The organism is Colwellia meonggei (assembly GCF_057537295.1).
In genome coordinates this window covers 19,090-44,783 of record NZ_BAAJLZ010000007.1, presented here as the reverse complement: position 1 = coordinate 44,783, position 25,694 = coordinate 19,090, and the positions used below count along the sequence as shown (strand labels likewise).

The 25,694-nt window shown below is 37.1% G+C and carries 25 protein-coding genes; 13 read left to right on the top strand and 12 right to left on the bottom strand.

The features are described from left to right. The first annotated feature begins 185 nt into the window (after nt 1–185). From AC27E9_RS15505 to AC27E9_RS15490, 4 genes are all read left to right on the top strand, one after another. Complete coding sequence (locus AC27E9_RS15505) at nt 186–851, top strand: PEP-CTERM sorting domain-containing protein (protein WP_487131738.1); 666 nt, start codon at nt 186–188, stop codon at nt 849–851. A gap of 102 nt (nt 852–953) precedes the next feature. After that, entirely contained in the window at nt 954–1,346 is a 393-nt protein-coding gene (locus AC27E9_RS15500) for an MmcQ/YjbR family DNA-binding protein (RefSeq protein ID WP_487131736.1), read from the top strand. 51 nt (nt 1,347–1,397) lie between these two features. Next, the gene (locus AC27E9_RS15495) at nt 1,398–2,423 is read left to right on the top strand and encodes a helix-turn-helix domain-containing protein (protein ID WP_487131735.1); all 1,026 of its coding nucleotides are present in this window, start codon (nt 1,398–1,400) and stop codon (nt 2,421–2,423) included. A gap of 96 nt (nt 2,424–2,519) precedes the next feature. Next, nucleotides 2,520–3,653 (top strand): nuclear transport factor 2 family protein, encoded by a 1,134-nt coding sequence (locus tag AC27E9_RS15490; protein ID WP_487131733.1) that lies wholly within the window; start codon nt 2,520–2,522, stop codon nt 3,651–3,653. Between the two features lie 59 nt (nt 3,654–3,712). Here the strand turns inward: AC27E9_RS15490 and AC27E9_RS15485 are convergent, their stop codons facing one another. From AC27E9_RS15485 to AC27E9_RS15465, 5 genes are all read right to left on the bottom strand, one after another. Then, the gene (locus tag AC27E9_RS15485; RefSeq protein WP_487131731.1) at nt 3,713–5,872 is read right to left on the bottom strand and encodes a putative bifunctional diguanylate cyclase/phosphodiesterase; all 2,160 of its coding nucleotides are present in this window, start codon (nt 5,870–5,872) and stop codon (nt 3,713–3,715) included. Continuing rightward, nucleotides 5,853–6,371 carry a Rab family GTPase gene (locus AC27E9_RS15480; protein ID WP_487131729.1) on the bottom strand — a complete coding sequence of 173 codons (519 nt, stop codon included), beginning with the start codon at nt 6,369–6,371 and terminating at the stop codon, nt 5,853–5,855. The genes AC27E9_RS15485 and AC27E9_RS15480 overlap by 20 nt, the downstream gene beginning before the upstream one ends. Nucleotides 6,372–6,479: 108 nt before the next feature. Then, entirely contained in the window at nt 6,480–8,267 is a 1,788-nt protein-coding gene (locus AC27E9_RS15475) for an OmpA family protein (RefSeq protein ID WP_487131727.1), read from the bottom strand. Beyond that, entirely contained in the window at nt 8,267–8,803 is a 537-nt protein-coding gene (locus AC27E9_RS15470) for a hypothetical protein (RefSeq protein WP_487131725.1), read from the bottom strand. Before AC27E9_RS15470 ends, AC27E9_RS15475 begins: the two co-directional genes overlap by 1 nt. Nucleotides 8,804–8,986: 183 nt before the next feature. Next, nucleotides 8,987–9,862: a LysR family transcriptional regulator gene (locus AC27E9_RS15465; RefSeq protein WP_487131724.1), complete on the bottom strand. Its 876-nt coding sequence runs from the start codon at nt 9,860–9,862 to the stop codon at nt 8,987–8,989. 94 nt (nt 9,863–9,956) lie between these two features. On the opposite strand from AC27E9_RS15465, the gene AC27E9_RS15460 reads away from it, so the two are divergent. From AC27E9_RS15460 to AC27E9_RS15445, 4 genes are all read left to right on the top strand, one after another. Beyond that, nucleotides 9,957–10,463 (top strand): lactoylglutathione lyase family protein, encoded by a 507-nt coding sequence (locus AC27E9_RS15460; protein ID WP_487131722.1) that lies wholly within the window; start codon nt 9,957–9,959, stop codon nt 10,461–10,463. A gap of 204 nt (nt 10,464–10,667) precedes the next feature. Beyond that, entirely contained in the window at nt 10,668–10,937 is a 270-nt protein-coding gene (locus AC27E9_RS15455; RefSeq protein WP_487131720.1) for a DUF6482 family protein, read from the top strand. Further along, the gene (locus tag AC27E9_RS15450) at nt 10,937–11,200 is read left to right on the top strand and encodes a DUF3081 family protein (RefSeq protein ID WP_487131719.1); all 264 of its coding nucleotides are present in this window, start codon (nt 10,937–10,939) and stop codon (nt 11,198–11,200) included. Before AC27E9_RS15455 ends, AC27E9_RS15450 begins: the two co-directional genes overlap by 1 nt. Continuing rightward, entirely contained in the window at nt 11,197–11,412 is a 216-nt protein-coding gene (locus AC27E9_RS15445; RefSeq protein WP_487131717.1) for a TIGR02450 family Trp-rich protein, read from the top strand. Before AC27E9_RS15450 ends, AC27E9_RS15445 begins: the two co-directional genes overlap by 4 nt. Nucleotides 11,413–11,415: 3 nt before the next feature. Here the strand turns inward: AC27E9_RS15445 and AC27E9_RS15440 are convergent, their stop codons facing one another. From AC27E9_RS15440 to AC27E9_RS15410, 7 genes are all read right to left on the bottom strand, one after another. Then, the gene (locus AC27E9_RS15440; protein WP_487131715.1) at nt 11,416–12,153 is read right to left on the bottom strand and encodes an SDR family NAD(P)-dependent oxidoreductase; all 738 of its coding nucleotides are present in this window, start codon (nt 12,151–12,153) and stop codon (nt 11,416–11,418) included. A gap of 81 nt (nt 12,154–12,234) precedes the next feature. After that, complete coding sequence (locus AC27E9_RS15435) at nt 12,235–12,651, bottom strand: DUF3429 domain-containing protein (RefSeq protein ID WP_487131713.1); 417 nt, start codon at nt 12,649–12,651, stop codon at nt 12,235–12,237. A 178-nt stretch (nt 12,652–12,829) separates the two neighbouring features. Further along, nucleotides 12,830–17,083, bottom strand: a complete 4,254-nt coding sequence (locus AC27E9_RS15430) for a cobaltochelatase subunit CobN (protein ID WP_487131711.1) — start codon at nt 17,081–17,083, stop codon at nt 12,830–12,832. Nucleotides 17,084–17,095: 12 nt separating this feature from the next. Continuing rightward, nucleotides 17,096–17,401 (bottom strand): DUF2149 domain-containing protein, encoded by a 306-nt coding sequence (locus tag AC27E9_RS15425; protein WP_085300332.1) that lies wholly within the window; start codon nt 17,399–17,401, stop codon nt 17,096–17,098. Continuing rightward, nucleotides 17,388–17,996, bottom strand: a complete 609-nt coding sequence (locus tag AC27E9_RS15420; protein WP_487131710.1) for a MotA/TolQ/ExbB proton channel family protein — start codon at nt 17,994–17,996, stop codon at nt 17,388–17,390. Before AC27E9_RS15420 ends, AC27E9_RS15425 begins: the two co-directional genes overlap by 14 nt. 96 nt (nt 17,997–18,092) lie before the next feature. After that, nucleotides 18,093–19,253, bottom strand: a complete 1,161-nt coding sequence (locus AC27E9_RS15415) for an HmuY family protein (RefSeq protein WP_487131708.1) — start codon at nt 19,251–19,253, stop codon at nt 18,093–18,095. Nucleotides 19,254–19,272: 19 nt separating this feature from the next. Then, on the bottom strand, nt 19,273–21,231 hold the full coding sequence (locus AC27E9_RS15410) for a TonB-dependent receptor plug domain-containing protein (protein WP_487131706.1): 1,959 nt from the start codon (nt 21,229–21,231) through the stop codon (nt 19,273–19,275). A gap of 312 nt (nt 21,232–21,543) precedes the next feature. Here AC27E9_RS15410 and AC27E9_RS15405 point away from each other — a divergent pair, with 312 nt between their 5' ends. From AC27E9_RS15405 to AC27E9_RS15385, 5 genes are all read left to right on the top strand, one after another. After that, nucleotides 21,544–21,909, top strand: a complete 366-nt coding sequence (locus AC27E9_RS15405) for a PadR family transcriptional regulator (protein ID WP_487131704.1) — start codon at nt 21,544–21,546, stop codon at nt 21,907–21,909. A gap of 1 nt (nt 21,910) precedes the next feature. Continuing rightward, nucleotides 21,911–22,669 carry a hypothetical protein gene (locus tag AC27E9_RS15400; RefSeq protein ID WP_487131702.1) on the top strand — a complete coding sequence of 253 codons (759 nt, stop codon included), beginning with the start codon at nt 21,911–21,913 and terminating at the stop codon, nt 22,667–22,669. Between the two features lie 28 nt (nt 22,670–22,697). After that, nucleotides 22,698–23,738 (top strand): WD40 repeat domain-containing protein, encoded by a 1,041-nt coding sequence (locus tag AC27E9_RS15395; RefSeq protein WP_487131700.1) that lies wholly within the window; start codon nt 22,698–22,700, stop codon nt 23,736–23,738. Nucleotides 23,739–24,020: 282 nt separating this feature from the next. Next, the gene (locus tag AC27E9_RS15390) at nt 24,021–25,085 is read left to right on the top strand and encodes a transporter (RefSeq protein WP_487131698.1); all 1,065 of its coding nucleotides are present in this window, start codon (nt 24,021–24,023) and stop codon (nt 25,083–25,085) included. 11 nt (nt 25,086–25,096) lie between these two features. Further along, nucleotides 25,097–25,693, top strand: a complete 597-nt coding sequence (locus AC27E9_RS15385) for a YfiR family protein (protein ID WP_487131696.1) — start codon at nt 25,097–25,099, stop codon at nt 25,691–25,693. The last annotated feature ends 1 nt before the right edge of the window (nt 25,694 follow it).

Below are 25,694 nucleotides of genomic sequence, written 5' to 3'. Positions count from 1 at the left end.
GGTTGGTTGATAAATGAACAATGTTTGTCGGCTAACTTTACATCTAGCTAAAAATTAATAGGGAAAAACACTAAAAGTCATAATTAACAATGGTTTATTTTGTTGGTGTGCTTTTTGCTTTTGAGTATCTTTTTAAGCTGCTAGTTAGCTTTATTAATTTATTTTAGCGTATAACGAGAGAATCCATGTTAACCAGGTTTATTAGTGTTTTATTACTGATATCATCAATGTCATCATCTGCCAATATTATTAACGTAATCGACTTTGATGGCACCAATGAAGGTGTCGCTGAACAGTTTGTCTTTACAGAGAATGGCGTTACATTAACTATCAGTGCTTGGACAACCAATGTTAATAGTACTCAAGACGTATTAACAGATTGGCAGCTATTATCAGGGCCATATGGCGTATATAAAGGCAGTTCGGGTTTAGGTGTTAAGTCTAATGATCAAGATGGCCATCATCTTGATGGTGGGCAATCTAGTGACTTGAATGATCTTGATGAAGGCTTATTATTTTCGTTTTCAGAAGAAATTAATATATTGGGTTTTTATGCTGATTACCTTAACGACAATGACGATTTAAACTTCTCGCTTGTTACCTATTTAACGCCAACTAGTATTGAAACAACGGATATATTTTTTGATCAACAAGCTTCATTGATTTTTGATGATGAAGGTGTGTTTTTTGCTCCTGATAATTTAATCGGCTCAGCATTTATGATCTGGGCTGATGGCAATGATGATGCAGTTCGTATAGTTGATACTGCTTTTACTAAAGTGCCGGAGCCAAATAGTTTGTTACTTTTTTCACTTTTCCTTATAGGCTTTGCGTTTAAGCGAAGAAGCTAAAATACCTTTCCCCATTTCAAATAAAACCTAGTTTGCTAGGTTTTTTTATGTGCATTTTTTGAGTAAAGTAATATTTAATTAATCGCGAGTTTAGGGCAATAAATGGATCATAAACAAGCTGAAAGCTATTTACTCAGTAAAGTTGAAACCTCAATGTACTACCCTTTTGGCGATGAGGTAAAAGTATTTCGTGTGAAAAGTAAGATGTTTGCCACGTTGTCATTGGGCAAGGGTAGCGAGAAGGATACTGACGGTAAAATGGCTGGGCATTATTGTATCAATCTTAAGTGTGACCCTGACGAAGCTATTATGCTTCGTGATATTTTTTCATCTGTTATTCCTGGTTATCACATGAATAAGGCTCAATGGAACACAATCATTTTGGATGGCTCGATTCCACAAGGTGAAATTGAACGGATGATGGATAATTCATTTATGTTGGTTGTGAGCAAAATGACCAAGAAAGATCAGCAATCAATACAACTTCATTTATAGCTTATGTTAGATTACTTAGCATGAGTTTGTCACCTTAAGAATAATCATTATATGTCGTTAGAAAACCAACTTTTACTGATGTTTAGTGCATTTGGCGCGTTAAATGGTTTTGTCGTGTCAGCTTATGTTTATATTTCAAGCAAACAACAAATTGCTCGTCAGTTTTTAGCTTTTATGCTTTTGATGATTAGTATTCGTATTTTTAAATCAGTGTTGTTCTATTTTAATGCCGATATGGATAAAGTGATTTTACAGATAGGCTTATCTGCTTGTTTTCTTATTGGGCCATTACTTTATTTTTATGCAATGGCGACACTTTCTCGGGCAACGGGCCAAGCATTTAGTTGGCGAGCACATTTAGCGACAATGCTTACACTCGTTGTATTTATTGGCTTGGCCTTTCCTTATTCAGCTAATGCTGAGTTGTGGGGGAGCAGTTTTTATAAAATTATTAACTTTGCTTGGTTCTTTTATATTGCATTAAGTCTGTTTCGATTAAGGCTCTATTTGCTAGCGTTGTTTGATAAAAAGAAAGAAAAACTGGCGGAAGATGAAATATTATTAGTTTGTGTGTTGCTTGGTAATATTTTGATATGGCTAGCTTATTTCACTGCATCTTACACCTCATATATTGTTGGAGCATTTTCATTTAGCTTTATATTTTTATTAAGCTCTTTGCTGATTTTTTTCAAATTTAAAACGGCAAAATATGGTGCACATAAAATTGATAATGCCGAGGCTCAACAGAAATTAGCAAAACTGGAATTGCTAATGTTGGAACAAATGCTGTTTAAAAATGCCAATATTACGATGCCGCAAGTTGCAAAGCGATTGAGTATGTCTTCCCCAAGATTTTCTCAACTCTTAAATGAAAAATTAAATAAGTCGTTCTCTGTTTATATCAATGAGCTTCGAATTACTCACGCAAGAAAGCTCTTAATTGAACAACCAAGCAAAAAGATTGATGAACTTGCCGAGCAATGTGGTTTTAATTCTTCATCTACCTTTTATAGTGTATTTAAAAAGCATACTGGTTTGACACCCGCGAAATATAAGGAAGAACAAACAACTAAATGATAAATCTAGACTCCTATTTTATCATTTTAGAGTGTTTTTAGTCATAGAAAGGCTTAGTTTTACTCCACTAGCATTAATCATTCTATTGGAAAGACAATGTTCTTTTATTTTAAACAACTTAGTTTTGTTTTAACCTTTTTACTGTTATCGGTTCATGCGCAAGCAGGTATAGAAAAAGATAAGATAGCTCAAGTATTACAACTTTATATTAATGGTACTGCGAATACACAGCCAAATGATATTGCAAAAGCATTTTATTCTGAGGCCTATTTATTACTGACAAAAACTGACCAACCTGTTTGGCGGGTATCCGTTAAAGAGTATATTAACTGGTATCGAAAAAATGCTTTGGGTACGGTAACAGGTAGAATTGGTGAAATTGTAAATATTGACGTTTCTGGAGATATTGCCACTGCTAAAGTAGATATACTTAACCCCGAAAGGAATAGCTTTTACACCGATTTACTATTGTTAAGAAAAATAGATAGTCACTGGAAAATCATTAGTAAAACGGCATCTAAGCAAAATACTGACAGAAACGGTAAGCGGATTCTGTTTATCGTATCCAATGCTCATTTTCACGGGAATTCTAAATTGCCCACAGGTGTGAGCTATTCAGAAATTGTTAACGCTTATCACGTTTTCAAGCAAGCGGGCTATACCGTTGATTTTGTTAGCCCAAAAGGCGGCGCGATCCCTTTATCTTATATCAATACTTCTAATGAGTTAGCAAAATCATATTTGTATGATTCTGATTTTATGTATGCGATTAAACATACAAAATCACCCGAACAAATAACAGCAAGCCATTATAAAGCAGTGCATTATGTTGGTGGTGGAAATGCTATGTACGGTGTGGCTAATAATCAGGAAATTCAAAATATCTCAATGGAAATTTATGAAGAGCATAATGGTATTGTTTCATCAGTTTGCCATGGTACTGCAGGTATTGCATTTTTGAAATTGAAAAGTGGCCAGTACTTAGTTTCAGGTAAAAAAGTCAGTGGCTACCCCGATGAATATGAAAATTTCAGCAAAGCATATGCAAAACAATTTCCCTTTAAAATTACAGAAACAATTGAGAAGCACGGTGGAAAATTTAATTACAGCCCTCGAAATATTGCCCATATAGAGGTTGATGGCAGAGTTATTACTGGACAAAACTATTTATCTTCTGCAGCTGTTGCTCAAGAAATGATCGCGATTATTGAACAGGGAGTATCTGAATAATAACAATTAACTACATGTAAATGTTAGCAAAATTTGGTGTTAACATTTACATGTCTAAATTATAATGCATTATTTATGTTGTCAGGTAATGTTTGCTCATCAATTAACTTAATAAAAGCATCTAGTTGTATTGGGCGACTAAATAAGTAGCCTTGTACAGAGTTACATGAATTTGTAATCAGGAACTTCAATTGCTCTTCTGTTTCAACGCCTTCGGTAGTTACTGATAGGTTAAGGTTGTGCGCCATGGCAATGACCGCCTTTACGATTGCTTTATCATTTTCATCGTTAACAATGTCTTTAATAAATGAGCGATCAATTTTTAGAAAATCTAATGGTAGTTTTTTCAGGTAAGCCAATGAGCTGTAACCGGTGCCAAAATCATCAACAGATACGGTCATACCAATTGTTCTGGCATTACTAAGTAACTTTCTTGCTGTTGAATAATCATCTACTAGTACGCCTTCTGTAACTTCAAGTTCCAAAAGTGCTGGCTCAATTTGAAAGTCGATTATGCATTTACGCAGATATGAAAATAGATTGGCATCAATAACTTGTGAAGGGGATAAGTTTACTGAGATTTTGATATTAAAACCTTGGTGATTAATTTCTTTTACTAGTTGGCATGCCCGATGAATAACCCATTCTCCAATGGCAATAATTAAATCGCTCTTTTCTGCAATTTCGATAAATTGATCAGGGCTGACCAAACCTTTTTCTGGGTGATTCCAGCGAATCAAGGCTTCGGCTTTGGTAATGGTTCGTGTTTTTAAATCAATAATTGGCTGTAAATATAATTCAAACTCTTCATTTCTAATTGCATGTCTCAATTCTTGTTCAATTTTAATTATTTGATGTGACGCATCTTTAATGGATTGAGAATAAAACTGTAAAGAGTTTCTTTTGTTTTTCTTACCGTTGTATGCGCTTAAGTCGACAAATTTCATTAACTCTTCAACGCTTCTAGCATCGTTAGGGAAGCTTGCTGCACCTATACTCACACTGACATGAAAGCTTTCTGATTTATTGGTTTTAAAAGTTTTGTTTATGGTGTCAAAAATACGAAGTATTGCTTGTTCACATGAACTTTGATCGGCAACATTACTGAGAATAATGGCAAATTCATCACCGCCAACTCGTGCGATAAAGTCAGATTCCTTGATGGTGTTTTTAATGCGCTGACCAAACTCAATAAGTAGTTTGTCACCTTCTAGGTGCCCATAGAATTCGTTATGGCGGCGAAATTCATTGATGTCTACATATACCAAATAAAAACATCTGTTAGCGGCAATTTGCTGCTCTAATGTTTGCCAAAATGAAAAGCGATTAGGTAATTTCGTCAACATATCTTCTAACGCAAGCTTTTCATTACGCTGAACTAGATGTTTGATTGTGCTGATATCGTTGACGAAAATTATCCAGCTCTCTGGTTCATTGAGTTTATTTTTGACCGGGTATAAACCTACTTTTAGCCATTTTAAGGTTGAAGGTGGTGATATCCAGCATAATTCACCTTCCCAGCTAGATTTCGTTGCAACTATGCGTTCAAATTCAGGTAGTTGATTTTTCATTAACTTAGTAATGATATCGACAGGTCTAATGGGCAGTGAGCTAGTGTAAGAACATTGTTCAAATAGGCTTAGAGCTGCCGAATTTTCGATAATAGGTGCGAAATTACCTTTGGTAATAATTACCGCAAACTCTGCATTTTCGATAACTTTCGTTAAGGTTAAAACTATATTGTCCTGCTCGGGCGGTCGTTTTAGTATTGACTGCAAGCGAGTTTGTAAGTATTCATTTTGCAGAAATAAACGATCGTTTGAGAGTAGTATTTCACGCGCTAATTGCTTGGTTTTTTGTTGAAACCTATAATCTTCTAACTGATTGGTTATCAGCAATAAGTTTTTTTGTTGCTGTTTAATTGCCGTAGCTTCTAAATGTAATTCGCTATTATTTTCAATGATTTCTGTCCAGAGCCCAGAACGAATTTTATCATCTTTTTGTTCTTGCCATACTAGTCTGGCATCGACTAAAAAATCGAATAAAAAAGCTGTATTTTCATTAATGATAAAGCTTTGCTGATTTTTAGATGCGGGAAATAGTTCAGTGATCCATTTACCTTCACCCGCTACTAATTTAACTTCACCAGATGTGGCATCAATCACTTCTAAAACAGCTTGTTCTAGTGCGTTAATTACATTATTTAGTAGTGACGTCATTTTTCTTGTCCTTAAGCAATAGCTCCGCTAACGCTAAAAACATATTTTCTACTTGCGCGCCAGTTTTTGCACTTGTGTTAAATTGTAGGCTGAAAAGGTCGTTGTAGGCTTCTTGTTCTTGCGAAGATAAATGCCAGGTAGATGGCAAATCACTTTTATTTATCGCGAGTATAGCTGGGCAGGAGGTGACTTGTTTAGCCAAGGTGTGAATATCTAAGCCTTCAATTAGTGACGAGGCACGTGTTTGGTCAACAACGATAATTAAGCCAGCAGCACCACGTAAGTACCTTTCTTCAAAAACATTGTATCGGTCATTACCCTCAATGTCCCATAGCATGAAGTTGATTTTTTCGTCATCGACAATAAGTGCTTTCTTGTCGACTTTAACCCCAATTGTTGTTTGATATTTTTCACTAAAAATACCTTCAACAAACTGTTTGACCAAGCTTGTTTTTCCGACGCTTGATGCACCTAAAAGGCAAATCTTTTTTTGAATCATAGCGTCATCTCCATTTTCGGCTAAGCTTTCTTATTTGATTTACATTGCAAACCACAACAAATATTAAAGTTAGTTTCTACTTCACTTCGTTGAATAATTACCACAATTTTACTGAGTGGATTGTTCAATATTGTCTATATCTGGTTTATTTATATATATCACATTGAACATGACTTTTCTTGCGGTATTTTTAATCGCCTTAATATCTATTTGTCCGAGTCCGGCGGTAAAAATTTTATCCTTACTTAAGCCTTTGTTAATTAATGCTTGTGCGGTATTACTTGCTCTTTTTACACTTAATGCTTTATTCGCAGTTTTGCTACCCGTGTTGTCGCTACAACCGATAACTAGCAAACCAATATCTATTTCAAGCTCGTCAGCTAATAGCTCTAGCTGATGAATGTATTGAAAAACATGAGCTAATGATACTTGCATTTTTGTGGTGATTTTTTCACCTGCGACGGGGAAGTTAAGCTGAGTAGAGGAAACTTTACTGATTAGGTCTTCGAAAATTTGCTGCTTAATTTGCTTACTTGTAGCTATTGCTTGGCTGGAAATTAGCTGCAGATTCTCGGTATTTAAGTTTAGTTCTTCACTAAAACCAGCGACCGCTAATTTACTTAATAATTGCTCTGAATTTATAGCGCTTAATTTACCGGCTAAAGACAAAGTGTTGCCTTGCCATGTTGACGATACTTTTGGGAAAGTGCTGAGAATTTTTTCTGCTCGTAGTGACAGTATTTGTGGCGATAATGAATGGTAATTTCGCTCAAGAATGCTGATATTTTCTATGTTGAAATCGTGATTTTCTAGCCACTGTGTAATAACTATTGCACTAGGATCGCGTAGAACATCAATCTCAATTTCGTCTATGTTGTTGACGGTTAGTTTACGTATGATAATGCCAGGCTCATTTTCCAACTGTATTAACTCGTCATGGAGTTGTTGGCTTCTTGACCAGTTGAATATTTGAAAACCTGCATAAATAAAGACAATAAATAATACTCCAATGGCTAGCCAAGGTTTTCTTTCATTGTCATTTTCTTCTTTATGTTCTGATAATAAACAGTCTCGCAGTAAGTTTTCTGCATTGGTAAAATGTTGGTCGTCACCGTCAAAGTTATTAAGTTCATCAACATAGAGGTGGTGAATGTTTTCCAGCGTTACTTGTAATTGGTTACTAAGCTGTTGAGGAGGGTTTCCTATTACTGCGGCAACAACTAAGGCACTTGGCCCTGGCTTGATAAGTAAGTTGAAATTGTCTGTTCTGACATTTTGCAGTTGCTCTTTTTGGCCTTCATCATTGGCTAAAAAGGAATCGCCAACGAAATCGTTAATCGCTGATAGCATAGATGACACCATATCTGCGTCGCTTTTTCCATGCTCAGTTAATGCAATTTCGTTTAGTAGTAGCCCAGTTTCTCGATGAATAAGAAAAACATGTTCAACGCGATAAACAAAAGTTTGTGACGCAGCATATTGAGCAAAACTTACTCCAGATTGCCAAGCCTTTAAGCGCCACTTTAGCCCTGTTATGGTTAGGCTATTTTCGAGTAATTGGTTTGTTTTTTCGATAAAGTCACTAAGAAAAGCAGCAACAGATTTTCTTACTAAGCTACCAACAAGTGGGTACAGTGAAGTAATTAAGCGCTCACTATTATGAGTTACTGAGTCTTGAACAGAATCTTCAATTAGCGGCTGTAATATTCTATTAACTGAACTGTCTTGCTTTTGTCGATCATGTAGCGCCTCAGTGACGACGTCGGTAACGATAGTTCGAGCTTCTTTTTTAATACTTTCAGTAACTAAGTGGTTTTGTTCACCGAGTATTATGTTTCTTACTTGCTTTATTTGTTGGCTAGGCTCAGATTGTTCTTTAGTTGTGTCTGTAGCCATTATAGCTGGTCATCTTCTAAATTAGTTGCCATAGTTGATAGCAACTTAGCGAGTGTTTTTCGGTCTGTTTTTGATGAGCTTAGTTCTTTCGAAACCTCATCGAGGTGCGATTTTAATTGCTCTATTTGCTCATTAAAATTATTACTAAGTGCATTGCTCTCATTATCTAATGACTGCTCAATATTTTTAAAGTCCTGTAAAGTTGAGGTTGCAAACATTTCTTGCTCGGATGCTAAATTTGCTAAATCATTTTGGATGCTTGTGTCGTTATCGTCATGAGTTTTGTCAGAAAGAGAAAGTCGTTGCTCTAGCGCCTCAAAGCGCTGATCAATAGTTTGCTGAAAACTATTGAAACGTTGATTGATATTATCGTTCTGTACGTTGAGTGCTTTTTCTAAATCTGAGCGGGTTGATGATATTCGATTATTTAATTGTTGCTCTGCTTTACCAAAAACAATTTGTCTAAGTTGATTAAGTTCATCCCTAGCAGGGTCACCCTGCGGATCTTCCTTCTTAACATTCTTATTATTAGGCATCACTAATATTCCATTTTAAATAGATGAGTCTATTCAATTTAGTGTAACCTATAATTTTTAAACTGCCTGTTTTATAAAACTTTAATTGTTATAAACCAAGCTCTTGCCGCAAAGCTCTCTTTTAAATTGCTAAAAGACTATCGCTAAATCTGAAAACTAAAATTAACTTGAGTTAAATAAACGTTAAGTTTTTAAATAACTTTCTATTCGGTTTTTCACTAATAGTTGGCTTTTACTTTTAAAAGTAGCTCGATTCTCACAGAGATATATCGCTTCACTGATTGGTGTTTTTAGGTGATGTATTTTGATGGATGTTTGTGCTGAAAATGCTTTTACGGCATTTATTGGTAGTACTGTAAAACCAATTCCCCGAGATACAGGTTCAAGTATCAAGCTAATTTGATTGGAAAAGCCAACCTGTTTAAATTGTTCAATATCTTGAAATTCATGAAAGTTTTCGCTTAGTAAGATATTGGCATGATGGGCAGCATCAGGGTGGGAGACAAAGCCTAAGCTTGTTAGTTGTTGCCAATTACAAACGTCTATATTACTGGCGGTAACGAGTGCTAAATTTTCTGTGGCTATATGTTGAGTGCGAATATGACTTTGCTGGGTGGCTATTGTCATTAAACCGATATCGCATTGATGATTAATAACGGCATTTTCAATACTGTGGTTAGGAGCGAATTGATAATTAAAAATTAACTCGGGGTGTTGGCGCTGAAAGTCGAGCAAGTAAGGATAAAGTTTTAAGCCGATACTCCCCGGAGACATAATATTTATTGTGCCTTCGTATTGGTTATTTTCAATAAGCGACTGCTCTAATGTTGCATATTTTTGCAGTAGTAGTTTGCCTTGTTTATATAAGCGTGTTCCTTCTGGTGTTAAAGAAAAACTTTTACCTTCTCTGATCAATAAATCAACTTGTAAGTGCTGCTCCAATTTCTTTATCTGTTGGCTAACCCCTGATTGTGTCATAAACAACTTTTCAGCGGTTTGAGTAAAATGACCTACTTCTACTAGTGTGCAAAAGGTTTGTAACCACATTTGATTTATCATAATTTTTTATACTTATTTCTATAATAAATGATAATTTTTGATACTTTATCACTTGCTCTATAATTTTCCTATCGAGATTAAAGAGGAAAATAATATGAGCAATACTTATCCAAGAAGTTTTTCACATATCGGTATTTCAGTTCCCAATGTTGAAGCAGCAGTAAAATTTTATACTGAAGTTTTAGGTTGGTATCTAATTATGGAGCCAACGGTAATTACCGAAGATGATAGCGCCATTGGTGAAATGTGTACCGATGTTTTTGGCGCAAATTGGGAGAAATTCAAAATAGCCCATATGTCGACCGGCGACCGCATTGGTGTTGAGTTATTTGAGTTTAAAAACCAGCAAAATCCAGAGAATAATTTTGAATATTGGAAAACGGGTGTTTTTCACTTTTGTGTGCAAGACCCTAACCTTGAAGAGTTAGTAGAGAGAATTGTGGCCGCAGGTGGTAAAAAACGTATGGCAGAGCCACGCTATTATTATCCGGGCGAAAAGCCATATCGTATGATTTATATGGAAGACCCATTCGGTAATATTCTTGAAATCTATAGTCACAGCTATGAGTTAACTTATTCCGCAGGAGCATATCAAGCATAAGTAAACTAATAGTACTAAGGTTAAACTGGCGATTCTGTAAAAAGCCGTGATATTCAATTTCTAAAAGAGTTAAACCTATTTTACTTGGCCTGTTAAGTACAAATAGTCCATTACGAGACTATTTGTACTAGCTAACAATTAACAATTTCATTGAACCAAAATCCTCGTTGCTTCGTATTCACAACAATACATTTAGGAGGTTTTATGCATCTTCATACTAATAAGTTTTTACTGCCCACCATAATAGGTATCGCTGATTCGAGTCACTATTTAGTTGGTGTGATAGATTCACGAGATAATTTGATCGGCCTTGAAGAGAACACAAGTGCGGAAATGTTTAATTCAATAACGGATGCGAAAGCGTATTTGCGTCGTAATAATATTTCTTCTGCATTGTTGGAGTTTCAAAATGCATACGATGAAATGTGTGGTCAATCAAGTAGTGACTGTTACCGTGAGTTAATATCATTCTAATGAAAAACAGTCATATTGCTCAAGTTGACCTATTATATGCTTTTAATCTTATTACCATGAAAGGCAATAAAGCTAATGGACATTATGAATATCAAGGTATAAAAGCTTGGCATGATGTTGATGGCTATACTTGCTTTCTTGGCTATAACGACTTAACACTAACTTTGCTTTTTCATGGTCGTTACACCTTTGATTTTAAAGAAAAAGAAACCTTTGATGCTTTTATTTCTAAGCTAAACAAATTATTAGTGTACAAAGTATGAATAATGTCAGCCCCAAATCATTGCTTAATAGTAAATGGACAAAAGTTAGCGTTGAGAATAAAGAAAAGCACTTTGTCATTACCAAGGTTGAATTTGACGATAAGTACAATGTTATTGATTGTGTTATTACCGCTGTGATGAGCAAAAATGATTATTTAGTCAATTGGCGTGATTTGAAAAATCCAGTACTATGGCGCTTTGGCTGGAAATAACGTTTACCACGTTATTGTTTTTCCCTGCCAGTCGAGAAAGCTAGCTTTCTGATCAAAAGGTTGCTCTTCGATTATTTTTCCAAGTTGTTGTGCAACATACTTTGCTTTAAACAATTTGCCTTCAGGAACATTTTTTTGAAATGGCTTAGATAATGGTGAGTCGGTTGTACCGGGGTGAAATAAAATTACCTTGGTATTTTTTGAGCGCCTTGATAGCTCCACTGCAAGGTTTTTAACCATCATATTTAACGCCGACTTTGATGCTCGGTAACTGTACCAGCCACCTAGTCTGTTATCTTCAGTGCTACCAACTCGTGCACTAAATACGACTAATGTGCAGTCATTTTTAGTCGTAAGCACTGGTATAAGTGCTTTTAGCCACAGTATTGGTGTTAGGGTATTAGCCTCAATGATGGACAAAAATGCTTCTGAGCAAAAATCTTCAATACGTTTTTCTGGAGTTATAATTTCGCTGTGTAGTAAGCCGTTGCAAATATATATCTGTGTTGTTGGTAAGTCGGTAGTCTTGTGCAAATTTGTTATGGTTTGCTGAATAGTCTCAGGTTGATAATCAGCAATAGAAATTTTAATTAAAGCGTTTGATTGGGTATTGTCATAAATGTCTATATTCCGACTAATTACAATAATATCGGCTTCAGGCTTTGATATTAAAGTTTCTGCAACGATAGCTTGAGCAATTGTACTGCTTGCTCCGATAATAAGTATTTGTTCAGTTGCCATAAAATATTCCTATTAAAGGTATGGGGCGCGAGGTAAATAAAGCAGAACGTTGGATATCAATGAACCGCCTATAGTTCTTTATCAAGTTTCCCATAAAATAAATGCACTGATTTGTAGCAAAATAACGATTATGGTTAGGTATTTTCTCATTTCAAGATAATCATTATGACCCGCCACATAACCAAAGTAATGCTGCTCACAGAGCAAAAGCATACTATAAGTTAATGCTAGAACGACAAAGGCAACAGCAGATGGGATTAACAGAGCAAAAAATGCTAAAAGACAGAAGATATTGCTAAGTATTTGTAACTTAATACTTAGCATATCATTTGATTTACGCCACAAAGTACCTGAAACAAAACTAAGTATAATGGCGCTATAGAATATAAATACTTGTTCTGCAGTTGTAGTGAATAATTCCTCAACTACCTGTTCGAATATGAGAGGTAGTGTAAATGGCACAAGGCCAAGGTAGCCTAGGTATTGTTTTGTTTGCATATTGAATCTAAATTGTTATTCATAATGATGATACGGTGCGATTCAGAATTTTGATCATAATGATGATTTATTCATTTTCGGACTCATAGCTAGGTGAAAATACTCATCAAATTAGATAGGGAAAAGGCAGGTTCGTGGTAAAAATACTGCCTTTTTATTTGCTGGCGATAGCTGTGCTTTAAGCTGCTTTATCTACAGATAAATCTTTCTTTGTTGCTAACAGGTAAATCTGTTGTTGGTTTGTTTGTTTACGGCGAGATTGCCAAATGGCACCGCAAGCTATTAGTAACAATATGCCGAATAAACTGTAGTAAATAACCTCGTTTGGCGCAATCGTTTGCGATGTTTGCTTTTCAAGTTTTTGCCCTTCAACTTGCTGGTCTGCATTTTTTGACTGCTGCTCTGCTAACTGTTGATTGTTCTTGGCCTTTTGCATATCGGCTGCAGCGGCCATCGCTTCCATCGTTTTTGCTACTAATGGCGCTAAACCATAACCTTCTGCAAGTTCGTTAACATGCTCCTTAACCGCGTCATTTAAGATAACTAAGTCATTATTGTTAACTAGGTCAATATACTGCTCAACCAATTGCTTTAAACGCTCAGGGTCAGCTTGCCAATAGTCCTTACGCTCAGCTTCTAGCATACGCTCCATCATACGGGCAAAAGCTGCTGGGTTGATTTCTTTAAACCAATCATCAAGCTCAAGGTTTAATTTATCATTGACGTAGATGTCTAAGTACTCATCCCATTGATCATTTCGAATCAAATTAGGGTCAACAACTTGCCAACCAAAAAAGTTATCCATTTTTGAGGCTAAAGACACTGCACCCGAATAACCTTCTTTTTGTAGCTCTTTGATCCAACGTGGGTGAAACATGCGGGTACGTAGTTCTTTGGCAAGAAATAGCCCGGCATCTTCTGCTTTTGCATTTTTGGCATCACGTAAGTTTGCGACCACCATATCAGGGCTTTTACCGTCAATATTTTTGACGGCCAAGCTTAATGAACCAAAGTATTCAAATGGATCATCTGTGCTTAACATGCCAAATAAGTTTGAAGAGCGAGCAAACATGGCAATGTCTGTGCCTGATAATTGTTTGGCATATAATTGAATATCTTTACCTTGGCTATTTTCGCCTTTTTCGCTCCAACGGCTATTGTCAGCACCGAAGAAGTAACCCATTTTAGCTAAGTAATTATCTGATATTTTCTTATCAGTTTCCCAAGTATCACTGGCCCAAGCAGCATCATCTACCCCGGTTCCATAATCACCTGACTGATTTGAAAAAATACGTATGGTTGATAAGTATTGTGCTTCTTTTTCGTCGACGCCTTCAGCTAATAAATCAGCTTTAACTTTTTGACTATTTTGCCAGATTGAATTGTTGTCTTCTTTTAAAGCGGCCACTTGGTTAACTGCTTTGGCTAACATCTGCATCACGTTAGGAAAAGCATCGCGATATAAACCGGTTGCTGAGAGCACAACATCAATACGTGGTCGTTTTAATTCACTGTAAGGAATAACTTCGGTGCCAATAACTCGACCACTTTTACTCCACTTTGGTTTAACGCCCATGGCATATAATACTTGAGATTCCAGCACGCCATAATGACGCATGGTTTCAATTGACCACAGTGAGAATGCCATTTTGTCAGGATAGGCTTTATGCTTGTCGTAGTAATTGGCAATCATCTGTTCAACCAATTCTTTACCTTGCTCAAAAGCTGCTTGTGTTGGTACGCGCGACGGATTAAAACCAAATAAATTATAGCCTGTTGCTAATGACTCTGGATGGCGTATCGGGTCACCGCCAGATTTTACTGGGATATATTTGGCGCTTAAAAAGTCGACCATAGCATCGAGTTCGTGGATACTCGCCATACTTTGATAGAGCTTTTTACCACGAGCTATATCAGTTTGTAATTCTTCACTAAGTTCAGTTAAAGGAATAGGGCGTTGCGCTGATTTTTCATTGGCTGCAACAATATAGTTTTTAACCATTAAATAGCCTGATAATCGCGTAATATCATTTGCATTTTTAGGTGCTATTGACTCTTTATCCGCATTTGTTTGGTCATTATTTTCTTCGCCTTTGGAGTGATAAGTATGGCTGTGGGCAACACCTTCATCTTCGTCATCATCATGATGTTCTCCAACTAAATTTTCTGTGTAGTGTTGATGTTCAAACTCGCTGGCATTGGTGGTGAAGTCAGTCCCCAACATTTGCACTAAGGTAGAAATGGTAAGCGCTTGCTCTGGAATATAGCCATAGGTATGTAACCCCAATGGCTGATTGGCTGTCGCTAAATCTTCTAAATGAATATGTAGTGCATCGATGAATTCATCAAAGGCTTCAGTGATTTGTTCTCGTTGCCAAGCTAAGTCTTTACAAATGTTGGTATCGAAACATAGCTTGGTTAATTGCGTGGCCGTTTTTTGTTTAACGCCACCTTGGTCAAGCTGTTTATATTGGTGCATTAACTCGTGTAAGTGACGAATTTCACCTTCCAAGCCGGCGGCAGCAAAAGGTGGTGTCATATGGGATATAACAGTTGCGCGACCACGACGTTTGGTTTGCATCGCTTCGCCGACATCATCGACAATAAATGGATAAACAACAGGCGTATCCCATACTGCTAAATTACCTTGATCGTAGATTGATAAACCACGTTCTTTACCGCCTAAATATTCCTGTGAACCGTGAGTACCTAAGTGCACAATAGCGTCTGACTGCCAATATTCCCGAGCATAAAAATAGGCGGCAAGGTAGAAGTGGTTAATGGGTACGAGGCCTTGATGATAAATCATGTTTTCATCATTTTTGCTATCAGAGCGCGGCGGCTGACGCATGATCAACATATTACCATTACGGATACGTGGCAAAATAAAGTAGTGTTTACCTGCTTTTTCTACAGCCATGAAGTTATCTTGAGGTTGGCCCCAATGGTCATTAATTTTTTGTGTTAGCTCTGTTGGTAGGGCGTTGAACCAGTTTAAATATTCATCAATTGGCATTAATTCAGCTAAATCATTATCTAGCAATTCAGTTAATTGATAATCTCGATAAAAAGGATCAAGAATTTTCTTCGCATTTTCAACAAAGTATTTTGCGTCACGCTTTGCGGTTTGATATCCCTCACTCGCTAAGCGTTGACTGATAGCTTCAATACTGTCAGGAATATTCATAAATGAAGCACCAACATCTTTATCGCCCCAAACAAAAACCGTGATTTTTTTGTCTTGGTTAGCTTTGTATTTCAGCTTTGTAACGTTGATGGCTTTGCTTACTAAGTGCTCCAATTGGTAGTCAATAATTTCAACATTTTGCTCGCTCATGTTCATTGCTGCTACTATCATGGGGTCAACGACACCAGCATTTTCAGGCAGCACTAAAGTGAATGACATCATGTTAGCGCTAACGCCTTGCATGTCTTTTTCCCAGGTCTCTTTATCACCAGAGTAGTAGGTCATCGCGTGCATTACCGGCACTTGGAACTTTTCAAACTCTACTTTACGTTTATTAGCCCAGTGAATATTTCGAAAGCTGATTATCAAATCAACATCGATTTTCATTGACTCTGCTTGGTTGTTAGTGTTTTGCTCTGAATTTGGTACTTGTAGTAATTGACTATAGTCACCGCTGACTGGGCTGAGTTCAAAAAAGAATGGCACCACATAAGCACCCTTGGCTTCTAATTGCTTAATAGTGGCATCAATTAATTGTGTTTGTTCTGACTCGATTAATGCTCGCTGCAACAGTACTGCAATTTTAGGTTGTTGTGGTTTGACTGGGCGAAGGTTTTTGTATTCCACTAAGTCGTTAATGATTAAGTTAGGTAACTCTGGGTGATAAATCCCTTGCTGTGGAAAAATAATTGGCGCGGGGACATTGGCTATTGTTGATGGTTCGGGATTTTTTGAGACAATGTTTGCTGAAATAAAAGAAAGCATATTGTCGAGGTTACGACGTCCGGCATTCACCCAATAGTCTTGTAAAGTACTCGCTCGCTTAGCTGCTAAACCTTTATTAAGATTTTTGTTTTGTAAGTAGCTAAAAGCAATAACGGTAGTATCCGCAGTGGCTATTTCACTGGCATAGTTGTCAAATGCAGCACTGGCTTCTCGCACTGATACTGCGTCAAGAATGACTAAGTCATATTGATTAAACAATGCTGATAAAGCTCCTGTTTTATTAGCCATTTTGGCTAGCGATTTTGCTGATTTTTTTGCGATTTTCCAGGTGGACTTGTTTTTCTCTTCCGCGACTTTTTTTAACAAAGTGATTTTTGCGGTATTGGTATGCGCCGTGCTAACAAAGAGTATACTTTGTGTATGGGGTGCTGCTTGTTTACTTGTTTCTGCAAACGCATTGCCGATAAAGGCAATAGCGCTGAAAAATAGTATGGAAATTTTAATTAAAAAGTTATTCATTAGTTGTTATCACTATTCTTTTACGTAAATCATGCTGCCGTCTGCCATTTCATAAGCAGTACCGGCTTTTTTACCTGTACCAGAGCCGGTTTTACCATCACTTTTAAAGCTTTCGATGGTGTTACCTTTTTTAACGATAATTTCCATATTATCTTTACCTTCGTTTTTAATGACCGTGACGTCTTCAGCAAGGAAGGGGTTTAATGGGTTTTGTGCGATGGCAATTAACAACGCGGCAACTAACACTAAAAACACATCAACCAAATTCACCACAGATAATGCCGGATTAATGCCTTCGTCTTCATCAAGCAGCCTCATAATCTTTCTCCACGGCTTGCACAGGTAAAGTTGCTTCCTGGCTACTTTGTTCCAGTGGCATTTTTTCTAATAATGGTGACAGGGCAACTAGCTCTTCAACCATCCAACGCTTTTTAACTGAGGCTATCCAAAAGGTAATTGAGGCGATAACTAAACCGAAAATTACCGCTGAGAAAGCGACAATTAAGTTTTCACTAATGCCTTGAATGTTACCATCTGCCAAGCTTTTTAGTGCTGGCCCCATTGGGATCATGGTAGCTATTAAACCTAGCATAGGCGCTAATCGGCTGACATTACGCACACCTTCTAGTTCTTTTAATGCTGCAACATCTAATTGATCTTGGCTGATTTCTGGCATTTCATTTGCCAAGCTTGCCATAGGGTAGCCGTTCAATATGAGTTGATGGTTGCTGCCAAGTTTGCCGTTGAGTAATTGTATAAACGATTTGTAATGGCGGCGGCGTTGCATGCTTTGACTAAAGAACTGTCCGGTGGCAAATAATGAATAAATAAACAATAATGCGATCAGGCAGAGTACCGGTGCCATAAAAAAGTCTGATAACTGGTACATGATTTGTTCGATCTGGGCGATCATAGTAATTTCCTAATGTTGTTGCCAATATGAAAGAAATATCAAAACCCAAGATGTGGGAGAGTTTACACCTTGGGTTTGATATTTTAGCAATGGTTGCTATGCACCGGCTTCGCCAGCAAGCTCGTCAACTTCATCAGCTCTAAAGCTGATATTGCCTGAAACACCATCTGCATTGTAATAGCTGGTGATTTGCACTTTATGGGTTTTTGTTGGTGTTTTAATTAAGTAAACATCAAACTGTGACCATAATAAGTGACCACCATTTAAGCCGTATTGGTACCAAGGTGTATTATCAAAGGCTTTTACGCTGTAAACATTGTCTTTAAAGCCATAGTAAGCAACGGCAGTTGGGTCAACGGCATCATAACTGTTATCAAAGTCATGCATGGCTTGGGCGTCATCGGCAATATTAATAGTGAAATCAGCTCCTGTTTTATCAGCCGCACATGGAAAGTTAATATCCCAAGCATCGGCTGCAGTCACTTCTTGGTTGGTATCAAAATCAACATAAACGTGTGTTACTTCACCAGAACAGGTTAATGCGGCATCAATAGCAAGCTCTTGCTCTGCAGCAAAGGCTGCGTCGCTGCTACTTTGATATGCTGTTTGCAATGTTATTTGGCCAATACCACGGCCAGCAGTGGTAATGTCAGTTGCACGAAACTTAGTAAAAGCATCATCAGAATTAGCAATAAAGTAATTGCTATCTGCGGCAGTTACTACGTGAGTTGTCATGTCGTAGTTATAAAAGCCCTCAATGATGTTTGAAGTTTTGTCAGCAATAAATTTAGTTTCATCGGTTGGGATATCACTGGTTTTTACCGCTAGATAATCAGCTAGTTCAGTTTCAGCTGTTGCCGCAATAAAACTTGCGGCAATAGCTTTACCTTCAACATCAAAGAAGTCACTGTTATTCCCAGTTGCATACGCGGTTATTGTATTGTCGCTGTGCTGGTTTAAGTATATTCCACTACGCTTAAACGCAATGTCCCAAACCGTATTTGTTGCTGCTTGCTCAGCGGTTAATTCAATAACGGCTTTGTTATCTAAGTCGTAATAAACGAATACAGGTTCACTTACACTTCCAGTGGTGTGCGGGCCATTTACTGTGCCCTGAGTTGGTGCTGTTGGCGTTGGTGTCGGCTCTGGCGTAGGAGTTGTATCCTTGCTTGAGCTGCCTCCACCGCCACATGCAGTTAAAAATACACACAGTGCTAGGCTACTTAATTTAAATGGTGTTACCAATGTTGATTTCATGTTTTTCTCCGAGATTCTCTTAAAATTGATAGCTTATGCCGGCACTAATAGTGCGGCTGCTAACAGGTCTTGCATCAAATAAATTCTGGCTGTTTGCTGATGGGCTCTTATGCTCATCAAAAATATTGTCGACACTTAATCGCCACGATAGGTTTGAAGTAATGGTTTGGTTCATCACGGCATTGAAAGTGGTGTATTCATTATTTTCTACACCTAGATAACTATCAGGCACCGCTTCACTCGCCTGGTATACGGCGTAAGCAATAAATTCGATGTCATAGGCATCAATGTCATAGTTGATATTGAATTTCACTTGGTGGCGAGGGCGTGACAATAAGCGCTCTTTGTTCTGATCTTCACTAGTTAGGTAGCTATAATTTAGTTGCATTTGCCATTGACTAAAGGTGAATTCAGTACTGATATCAAAACCGTGAATTTTTGCTTGGCTAATATTCTGGTATTGGTAAATAGACAAGCCGGTTTCTTCTGATTGTTCAGGGTCAATAACTGAGTCGATTAGATCATCTGTTTCCGAGTAGTGAATGCTAATATTGCTATTGAAGTCGATACTGCCGTCAGCAAAACTAGTGTTAATGGTCAGGCTAGAATTAAAAGAATCAGCGGTTTCTGGTTTAAGGTTTTCATTACCTAAAACCATATAGCCTAAAGCACTGTGATCAAAAACATAAAAGCGCTCTTTTAAATTGGGCACACGGTAACTTTGCCCTAAACCAGCGCGCCATTGCAGTGTTATATCGCTTAAGCTAATGTTTTTCATGGTGCTCAGGCGGACAGCGTTATGCCAGCCAAAATCAGAGTCGTATTGGCTACGCATGCCACCCAATATTTGAGTGTTTTTCTTTACCCAATTGCCTTGTGCGAATACTTCTGCACTTTCGCGGCTTTTATTGTCAATTTCGATGGCACCATCGGCTGGTTTATCTTGATTCAATCTGTCGGCGTGAATAACACCACCTGTAACCAGTTCAATGTCATCTAATTGGAAAACTGTTTGACCATTAATTTCAGACATTACGATATGAGTGTCACGTAAGCTATTCGATTGACCACTCGTCTCTTGATGGTCAATGTATCTGAGGTTAATTCGCCATGGTTCCTTTTTTGCTTTAGTGCCTTTTAGACCAAGGTCTAATTGATGTTTAGTTAAATCAGTTTGGTAAAAAATGATCTCACTTTGACCGGGTATGGCAGAACTGTCCCGTAATTTTTTTTCATCTAACCATTGATATTTTACATCTGTTGCAATGTCGCCATGATCTTTGCTTGTGGCTAAGGTGATAAATGTTTTGTCAACACTGGCAGCGTCTTGGCTAACAGTGTCGCTATCGTAGTCATAGCCTTGATCGTTAATCACTAAAGCATTTAGCTGTGTTTGCCAACCGACAAAGTTTTCATTGGCATTAACTTTAATGGTCTGATTTAAGTCGCTATCCTCGATAGTATTACCTTGGTATTGACTAAGGTCATAATCGATTTTTAGCCCTGACTCATCTGTCTTTCTGGTAATAATATTTATTACACCGCCCATTGCGGAGCTACCATACATCACGGAGGCTGCGCCGCGAATGACTTCGATTTGTTCAATATTATCAGCAGGGATTTGGTCTAAATCTGCTGATGAGCCAGTTGGGCTAATAATAGGTTGGCCATCAATTAAAACAAGTACGTGATCTCCACCAAAGCCTTGCATTTGGATGTTATAACCGTCTTTAACACTACGTTTTACTACTACACCGGGTAAGTAGTTTAGCGCTTGTGCCAGGGTACCGTGACTGACTTTGGCGATGATGTCACCGTCTATAACATCCACTAAAACAGGTGAGTTACTTAATAGTTTTGCTGTACGGGTTCCTGTGACAACAATATGTTCTTCTTGATCAGAGTTTGGCGTCGTTTGCGCTATTGAAATAATAGGCAGGGCCAAAGCCAAGACCGATAGGCTAGCTTTTATATACATTATTTTATTACAACACTAATAGAAATCTAAATGCGAATGATTATCGGTTGCGATCGTAAAGATAAATTTGAATAATTGCAAGTAAATTTACTTAATGCCTATTAAGTCTAATTATTAAGTTGATGTTGCTCTCTATGTTTAAAAAATTTAAAGATAGGTATTTAAGTTAAATCAAATAAAGTCAAATAGTTGTGGCGTTGCTATGGAAAAAGCGCTTACGAGTTTTGGTTTATTAAACTACTTTGTAGTAAAAATGAATTGCACAATTATTTTAATTATCTACAATGTAGGTAATTAAGTGGAGATGTAGCAATGGCAGATAAAGAAAAATTTCTTGGTGAATTTGAGCAAATGACTATGTTGGCGTTAGTGCAATTGGGTAATGATGCTTACGGCGCAAAAATCAGGCAGTTATTAGATAGCGAAATTAGCCGCAATGTTGCCATTGGAGCAATTTATTCGACTTTAGAGCGTTTAGAAAAAAAAGGAATGGTGACAAGTAAATTAGGAGCGGCGACAGCTGAACGGGGTGGTCGAGCGAAACGCTTTTTTACCGTTACAGCCGAAGGGAAAGCCGCACTAACACGGGCAAAAAGTGCGATGGACACCTTGTGGCAAAATATTGTGTTTAATAACATACACAATGTAAAAAAACTGAGTATAAATGGAGGATATTAATATGTCGGCTGATATAAAAATTACAGTTAAGCATGAACTAGTTTCTCCGCCTAGTTTCGCGCTAATGTTACTTGCTTGGATATTACCGTCTTATCTTGTTGACGCCATTTTAGGTGATTTAATAGAAGAGTTTAATCATCGATCGAAAGCTGATAATCAAGCAGCGAAGCGCTGGTTTTGGCAGCAAACTATCCATACTGCTTTGATATATTTCAAAAAAATATTTAATTCACCCAGTTTTATTCGCAAGTTAAATATCGTACTGCCTCTTGCTTTGTTTATTTTAGCGTTTGCATTGATTGCTTGGTTATCATACGCCGATAATCTTTCGGACTATGCTCCTGGATTTTGGCAGACCTTGTTAACAGGTCAGGCACACATGGCTTTCTTTGACGGTGCCTTTTGGGCAAATTTAGGTGACTACATAGCACAAGTCGATAGTGTTTGGTTTTTGCTCGATAGTGCGTCGCTCATTCTGGCGCTTTTTACTATCTTATTACTAATTCATCTCGATAAAAGGTCTTCATTTACGCCACTTAAAATGGCATGTTGGGGCTATAGCTTAGTTGTACTGCCATATCTTTGGTCGCTTATCCATATTAATAGCAATCATTTTATTGCAACAGAAATAGGCCCAATTATTGCCATTGGCCTGATCACGTTTTTATATACAATATTGCCAGTAAGTTATTTAGTGCATAGAAAATTAAAGCAACAAATACAGGGTACAAGCCGTGATAAAAATAGTTATGTTGATTAAAGTTAATGCTAAAAGTGAAAGGTTGTAGATGTTAAATATTAATGAACAAACAAAGCCAAATAATACAATGTTTTATGGAGTTTTTTACCGACAAATTTGTGTCTTACTTTTTATATTGATTGGCATAAGCGCATGCTCACCAAGCAATGTACAAGGTTCAGTAGCAAGTAAAACACATCGCTTTGGAGAAACTACTATTGAAGCTGCAGCAATTTCTGTTGATGGTCAATATTCTTTTATTGCTGACTCTCAACAAGTTTGTTTGTGGGAAAACCTACAGTACCAAAAATTAGCCCCATGTATTGCTGGAAAAGAGGCTGAAAATATTGAATTAGTGGGGATTTCTGAATCTAAAGAGTACTTTTATATATCAAACCAAATGACGGTTCATTTATATCGTCTGAATAACAAGAGAGAATTGCTAACAGTAAATGTTTGGTATGCCGACAATAACATTATTAATGATATTGCGATTTCAGCTAACGGTAGTACATTATTATTGGGTTATAGAAATGGCCAAGCTAGTATTATTAATACTTTAACGGGAAATAAAAGTGCTTTTCAACAGCATAGATTAGATATTAATGCCGTCGCGCTTTCTCACGATGGCGCTATAGCTTTTACTGGTTCAAGCGATAAAACCGCAGTGCTTTGGCATACTAAAAGTGGCGAAAAGCTGAAAACATTTCAGCACCGTACTCGCGTTAATCATGTTGATATCAGCCCTGATGGAAAGTTAGGTTTTACCATTGACTCGATTAACGATAGGGCGTTTTGGTTACTTGACGGCAATGAAGAAGCTCAAGTGAGTGAATTGCAAACCAACCTGAAGTTTTTAGAAATTAATCACTCAGCATTTTCTACTGATAAGCAATACTTTTTAACCGGCTCTCCTAAGCAAAAAATTATGCTTTGGCGAGTAAGCGATGGTGAACTAATTGGTGAATGGCAGTCAGCAAAAGTTGGGCGTTCGTCAGTTTTACAAGTTACCTTTTTATCAAACAAACAAATTGCAATTATTACTAGTGACGGTAATTATCAACAATTTCCATTAAGTCTTGTCGAATAATCGACTAGTACTGCGCCGATATAAGCTTATATAGCCATATATTCGGTGCTTTTGACATTACTTGATCTACATCGTTGTTTTCTTTTATGTGACATATACACGACGAAATATGTAATCAGACGTAGTACTTGTACATAAATGTAAGTTAATATTTGTTTTTGAGAGTTATACGCTCCATAGAAACGTTTTTGCAACGTTGCTGAGAGGAAAATCAGTATATAATTTACTCTCTTACAAATTTTGTTATTTGCTTACCTCGTTGTTTTCAAGGTCACTGGTTGTATGAAAAGTAGTAAATTTAGAAAGTTAGCACTCCCCCTGTCATTTTTCTTAGCTAATTTACCGTTATTTGTCGTTGCTAATACCCCATCAGAAATGGCTGATTTAAGCCTGCAAGAATTGTTTGCGTTATCTACTGATGATATGGATATGCGCACCTATGAACCATGGAAATTCAATTTTTTGTATAAACGCTCGAAACTCGACGGTTATAAGAAAGGAAGTCATAACATCAGTAACGATGAAGTGTATTTTGATGGTGAAGAGCCGAGAACGGACGAAAATTACCCAATATTACCAACAGTGATCACTCAAGAGTCATATATAGCTAACGTTAGCTATTTTCTGACTGAAGAACAAAGTATCAGTATAAGCTTGCCTTATATAGAGCAAAGTACTGATCACATTAGCATAGTGCCAGAGTACGATGAGTTTAATATTAGCTCGAATGGTATTGGGGATATAACTGTTAATTTTACTAGCGTGATAAGAAACTGGGATAAGCAAAAATTGTCACTTTCTGTTGGAGTTTCACTGCCAACAGGCTCGATTGATGAAAAAGGTGACACGCCAAGAGCAAGTGGCGACCAACAACTACCTTATACTATGCAGCTTGGCTCAGGCACTTGGGATTTACCGATTGGTTTAAGCTATGTGAACGACCAGGAGTCTTATCTGTGGGGATTCAATTTATTTGCTAAGTTCCGCACAGGAAAGAGCGATAGGGATTATCGCTTAGGCAATCGATTTGCAGCATCTATGTGGGGAAAATGGCAATTAAGCAACACTTTTCAGCCAACTATAAAAGTGGTTTTTCAAGACTGGAGGCAAATTATTGGCAGAGATGATGAAATAACTGCTCCTAATCCTAACTTTCCTTACCCAGCAGGTATAACTGACCCTAAAAATTACGGTGGCCAAAAAATCAACTTGGTTGTAGGTGGAGATATTCAAGTGCATTCACAAGTTGTTTCTGTTGAAATTGGAAAGCCTGTTTATCAGGATTTAAATGGTGTGCAGAATAAAGAAGCCTTAAATTTTAGTCTTAATTGGCAAAGTAACTTTTAAGTTGTTGCCACGTGATTGAATTAATTACTAAAACAAAAAAATATCACAAGCAGTGTAGAACTCTCATTGCTTGCTTGTGTTTTTTTGTTGCTGTACCGAGCGCCTATTCTTTACCTAATGTTTCGAAACATCATCAAATAATGGCCGGATTGCTATTACATTTAACATCTTTTACTCAGTGGCAAAAGCAAGATAAAGACCAAGTAATCTTATGTATTTTAGGAGATGATCCGTTCAAGCAATATATAAATGACATGGTAAAGAGTCGTCCTAAAAATCGTTTAGGGCAATTAATTGTTGTTAAGCGACCTGAAACAATGCGCAATGCTCATATTCGTACGTGTAATATTGTTTATATTGATCCTGAACAAATCGATTCGCTTTGGTCGGAATTACCAAAGCAACACAATATATTATTGGTAAGTCATGATGAAAATTTTATTAGTCAAGGCGGTATGATTAATTTTGTACGTGATAATAATAAAGTCAAATTAGAAGTGAATTTACCAGCAGTGTTAGCCGCTAATCTTAAATTAAGTTCTGCACTTTTAAAGCACGCTAAGGTTATTCCCGGTACACCTCATCATTTCACGAGCGAGGAGGAATAAA

Excerpts from the sequence above, each read along its gene's own strand:
- AC27E9_RS15430 (WP_487131711.1), bottom strand. The coding sequence starts at position 17,083 with ATGAATAACTTTTTAATTAAAATTTCCATACTATTTTTCAGCGCTATT.
- AC27E9_RS15475 (WP_487131727.1), bottom strand. The coding sequence starts at position 8,267 with ATGGCTACAGACACAACTAAAGAACAATCTGAGCCTAGCCAACAAATA.
- AC27E9_RS15470 (WP_487131725.1), bottom strand. The coding sequence starts at position 8,803 with ATGCCTAATAATAAGAATGTTAAGAAGGAAGATCCGCAGGGTGACCCT.
- AC27E9_RS15445 (WP_487131717.1), top strand. The coding sequence starts at position 11,197 with ATGAATAATGTCAGCCCCAAATCATTGCTTAATAGTAAATGGACAAAA.
- AC27E9_RS15420 (WP_487131710.1), bottom strand. The coding sequence starts at position 17,996 with ATGATCGCCCAGATCGAACAAATCATGTACCAGTTATCAGACTTTTTT.
- AC27E9_RS15500 (WP_487131736.1), top strand. The coding sequence starts at position 954 with ATGGATCATAAACAAGCTGAAAGCTATTTACTCAGTAAAGTTGAAACC.
- AC27E9_RS15395 (WP_487131700.1), top strand. The coding sequence starts at position 22,698 with ATGTTAAATATTAATGAACAAACAAAGCCAAATAATACAATGTTTTAT.
- AC27E9_RS15415 (WP_487131708.1), bottom strand. The coding sequence starts at position 19,253 with ATGAAATCAACATTGGTAACACCATTTAAATTAAGTAGCCTAGCACTG.
- AC27E9_RS15480 (WP_487131729.1), bottom strand. The coding sequence starts at position 6,371 with ATGATTCAAAAAAAGATTTGCCTTTTAGGTGCATCAAGCGTCGGAAAA.
- AC27E9_RS15495 (WP_487131735.1), top strand. The coding sequence starts at position 1,398 with ATGTCGTTAGAAAACCAACTTTTACTGATGTTTAGTGCATTTGGCGCG.
- AC27E9_RS15460 (WP_487131722.1), top strand. The coding sequence starts at position 9,957 with ATGAGCAATACTTATCCAAGAAGTTTTTCACATATCGGTATTTCAGTT.
- AC27E9_RS15435 (WP_487131713.1), bottom strand. The coding sequence starts at position 12,651 with ATGCAAACAAAACAATACCTAGGCTACCTTGGCCTTGTGCCATTTACA.
- AC27E9_RS15440 (WP_487131715.1), bottom strand. The coding sequence starts at position 12,153 with ATGGCAACTGAACAAATACTTATTATCGGAGCAAGCAGTACAATTGCT.
- AC27E9_RS15490 (WP_487131733.1), top strand. The coding sequence starts at position 2,520 with ATGTTCTTTTATTTTAAACAACTTAGTTTTGTTTTAACCTTTTTACTG.
- AC27E9_RS15400 (WP_487131702.1), top strand. The coding sequence starts at position 21,911 with ATGTCGGCTGATATAAAAATTACAGTTAAGCATGAACTAGTTTCTCCG.
- AC27E9_RS15485 (WP_487131731.1), bottom strand. The coding sequence starts at position 5,872 with ATGACGTCACTACTAAATAATGTAATTAACGCACTAGAACAAGCTGTT.
- AC27E9_RS15390 (WP_487131698.1), top strand. The coding sequence starts at position 24,021 with ATGAAAAGTAGTAAATTTAGAAAGTTAGCACTCCCCCTGTCATTTTTC.
- AC27E9_RS15465 (WP_487131724.1), bottom strand. The coding sequence starts at position 9,862 with ATGATAAATCAAATGTGGTTACAAACCTTTTGCACACTAGTAGAAGTA.
- AC27E9_RS15505 (WP_487131738.1), top strand. The coding sequence starts at position 186 with ATGTTAACCAGGTTTATTAGTGTTTTATTACTGATATCATCAATGTCA.
- AC27E9_RS15425 (WP_085300332.1), bottom strand. The coding sequence starts at position 17,401 with ATGAGGCTGCTTGATGAAGACGAAGGCATTAATCCGGCATTATCTGTG.
- AC27E9_RS15410 (WP_487131706.1), bottom strand. The coding sequence starts at position 21,231 with ATGTATATAAAAGCTAGCCTATCGGTCTTGGCTTTGGCCCTGCCTATT.
- AC27E9_RS15450 (WP_487131719.1), top strand. The coding sequence starts at position 10,937 with ATGAAAAACAGTCATATTGCTCAAGTTGACCTATTATATGCTTTTAAT.
- AC27E9_RS15405 (WP_487131704.1), top strand. The coding sequence starts at position 21,544 with ATGGCAGATAAAGAAAAATTTCTTGGTGAATTTGAGCAAATGACTATG.
- AC27E9_RS15455 (WP_487131720.1), top strand. The coding sequence starts at position 10,668 with ATGCATCTTCATACTAATAAGTTTTTACTGCCCACCATAATAGGTATC.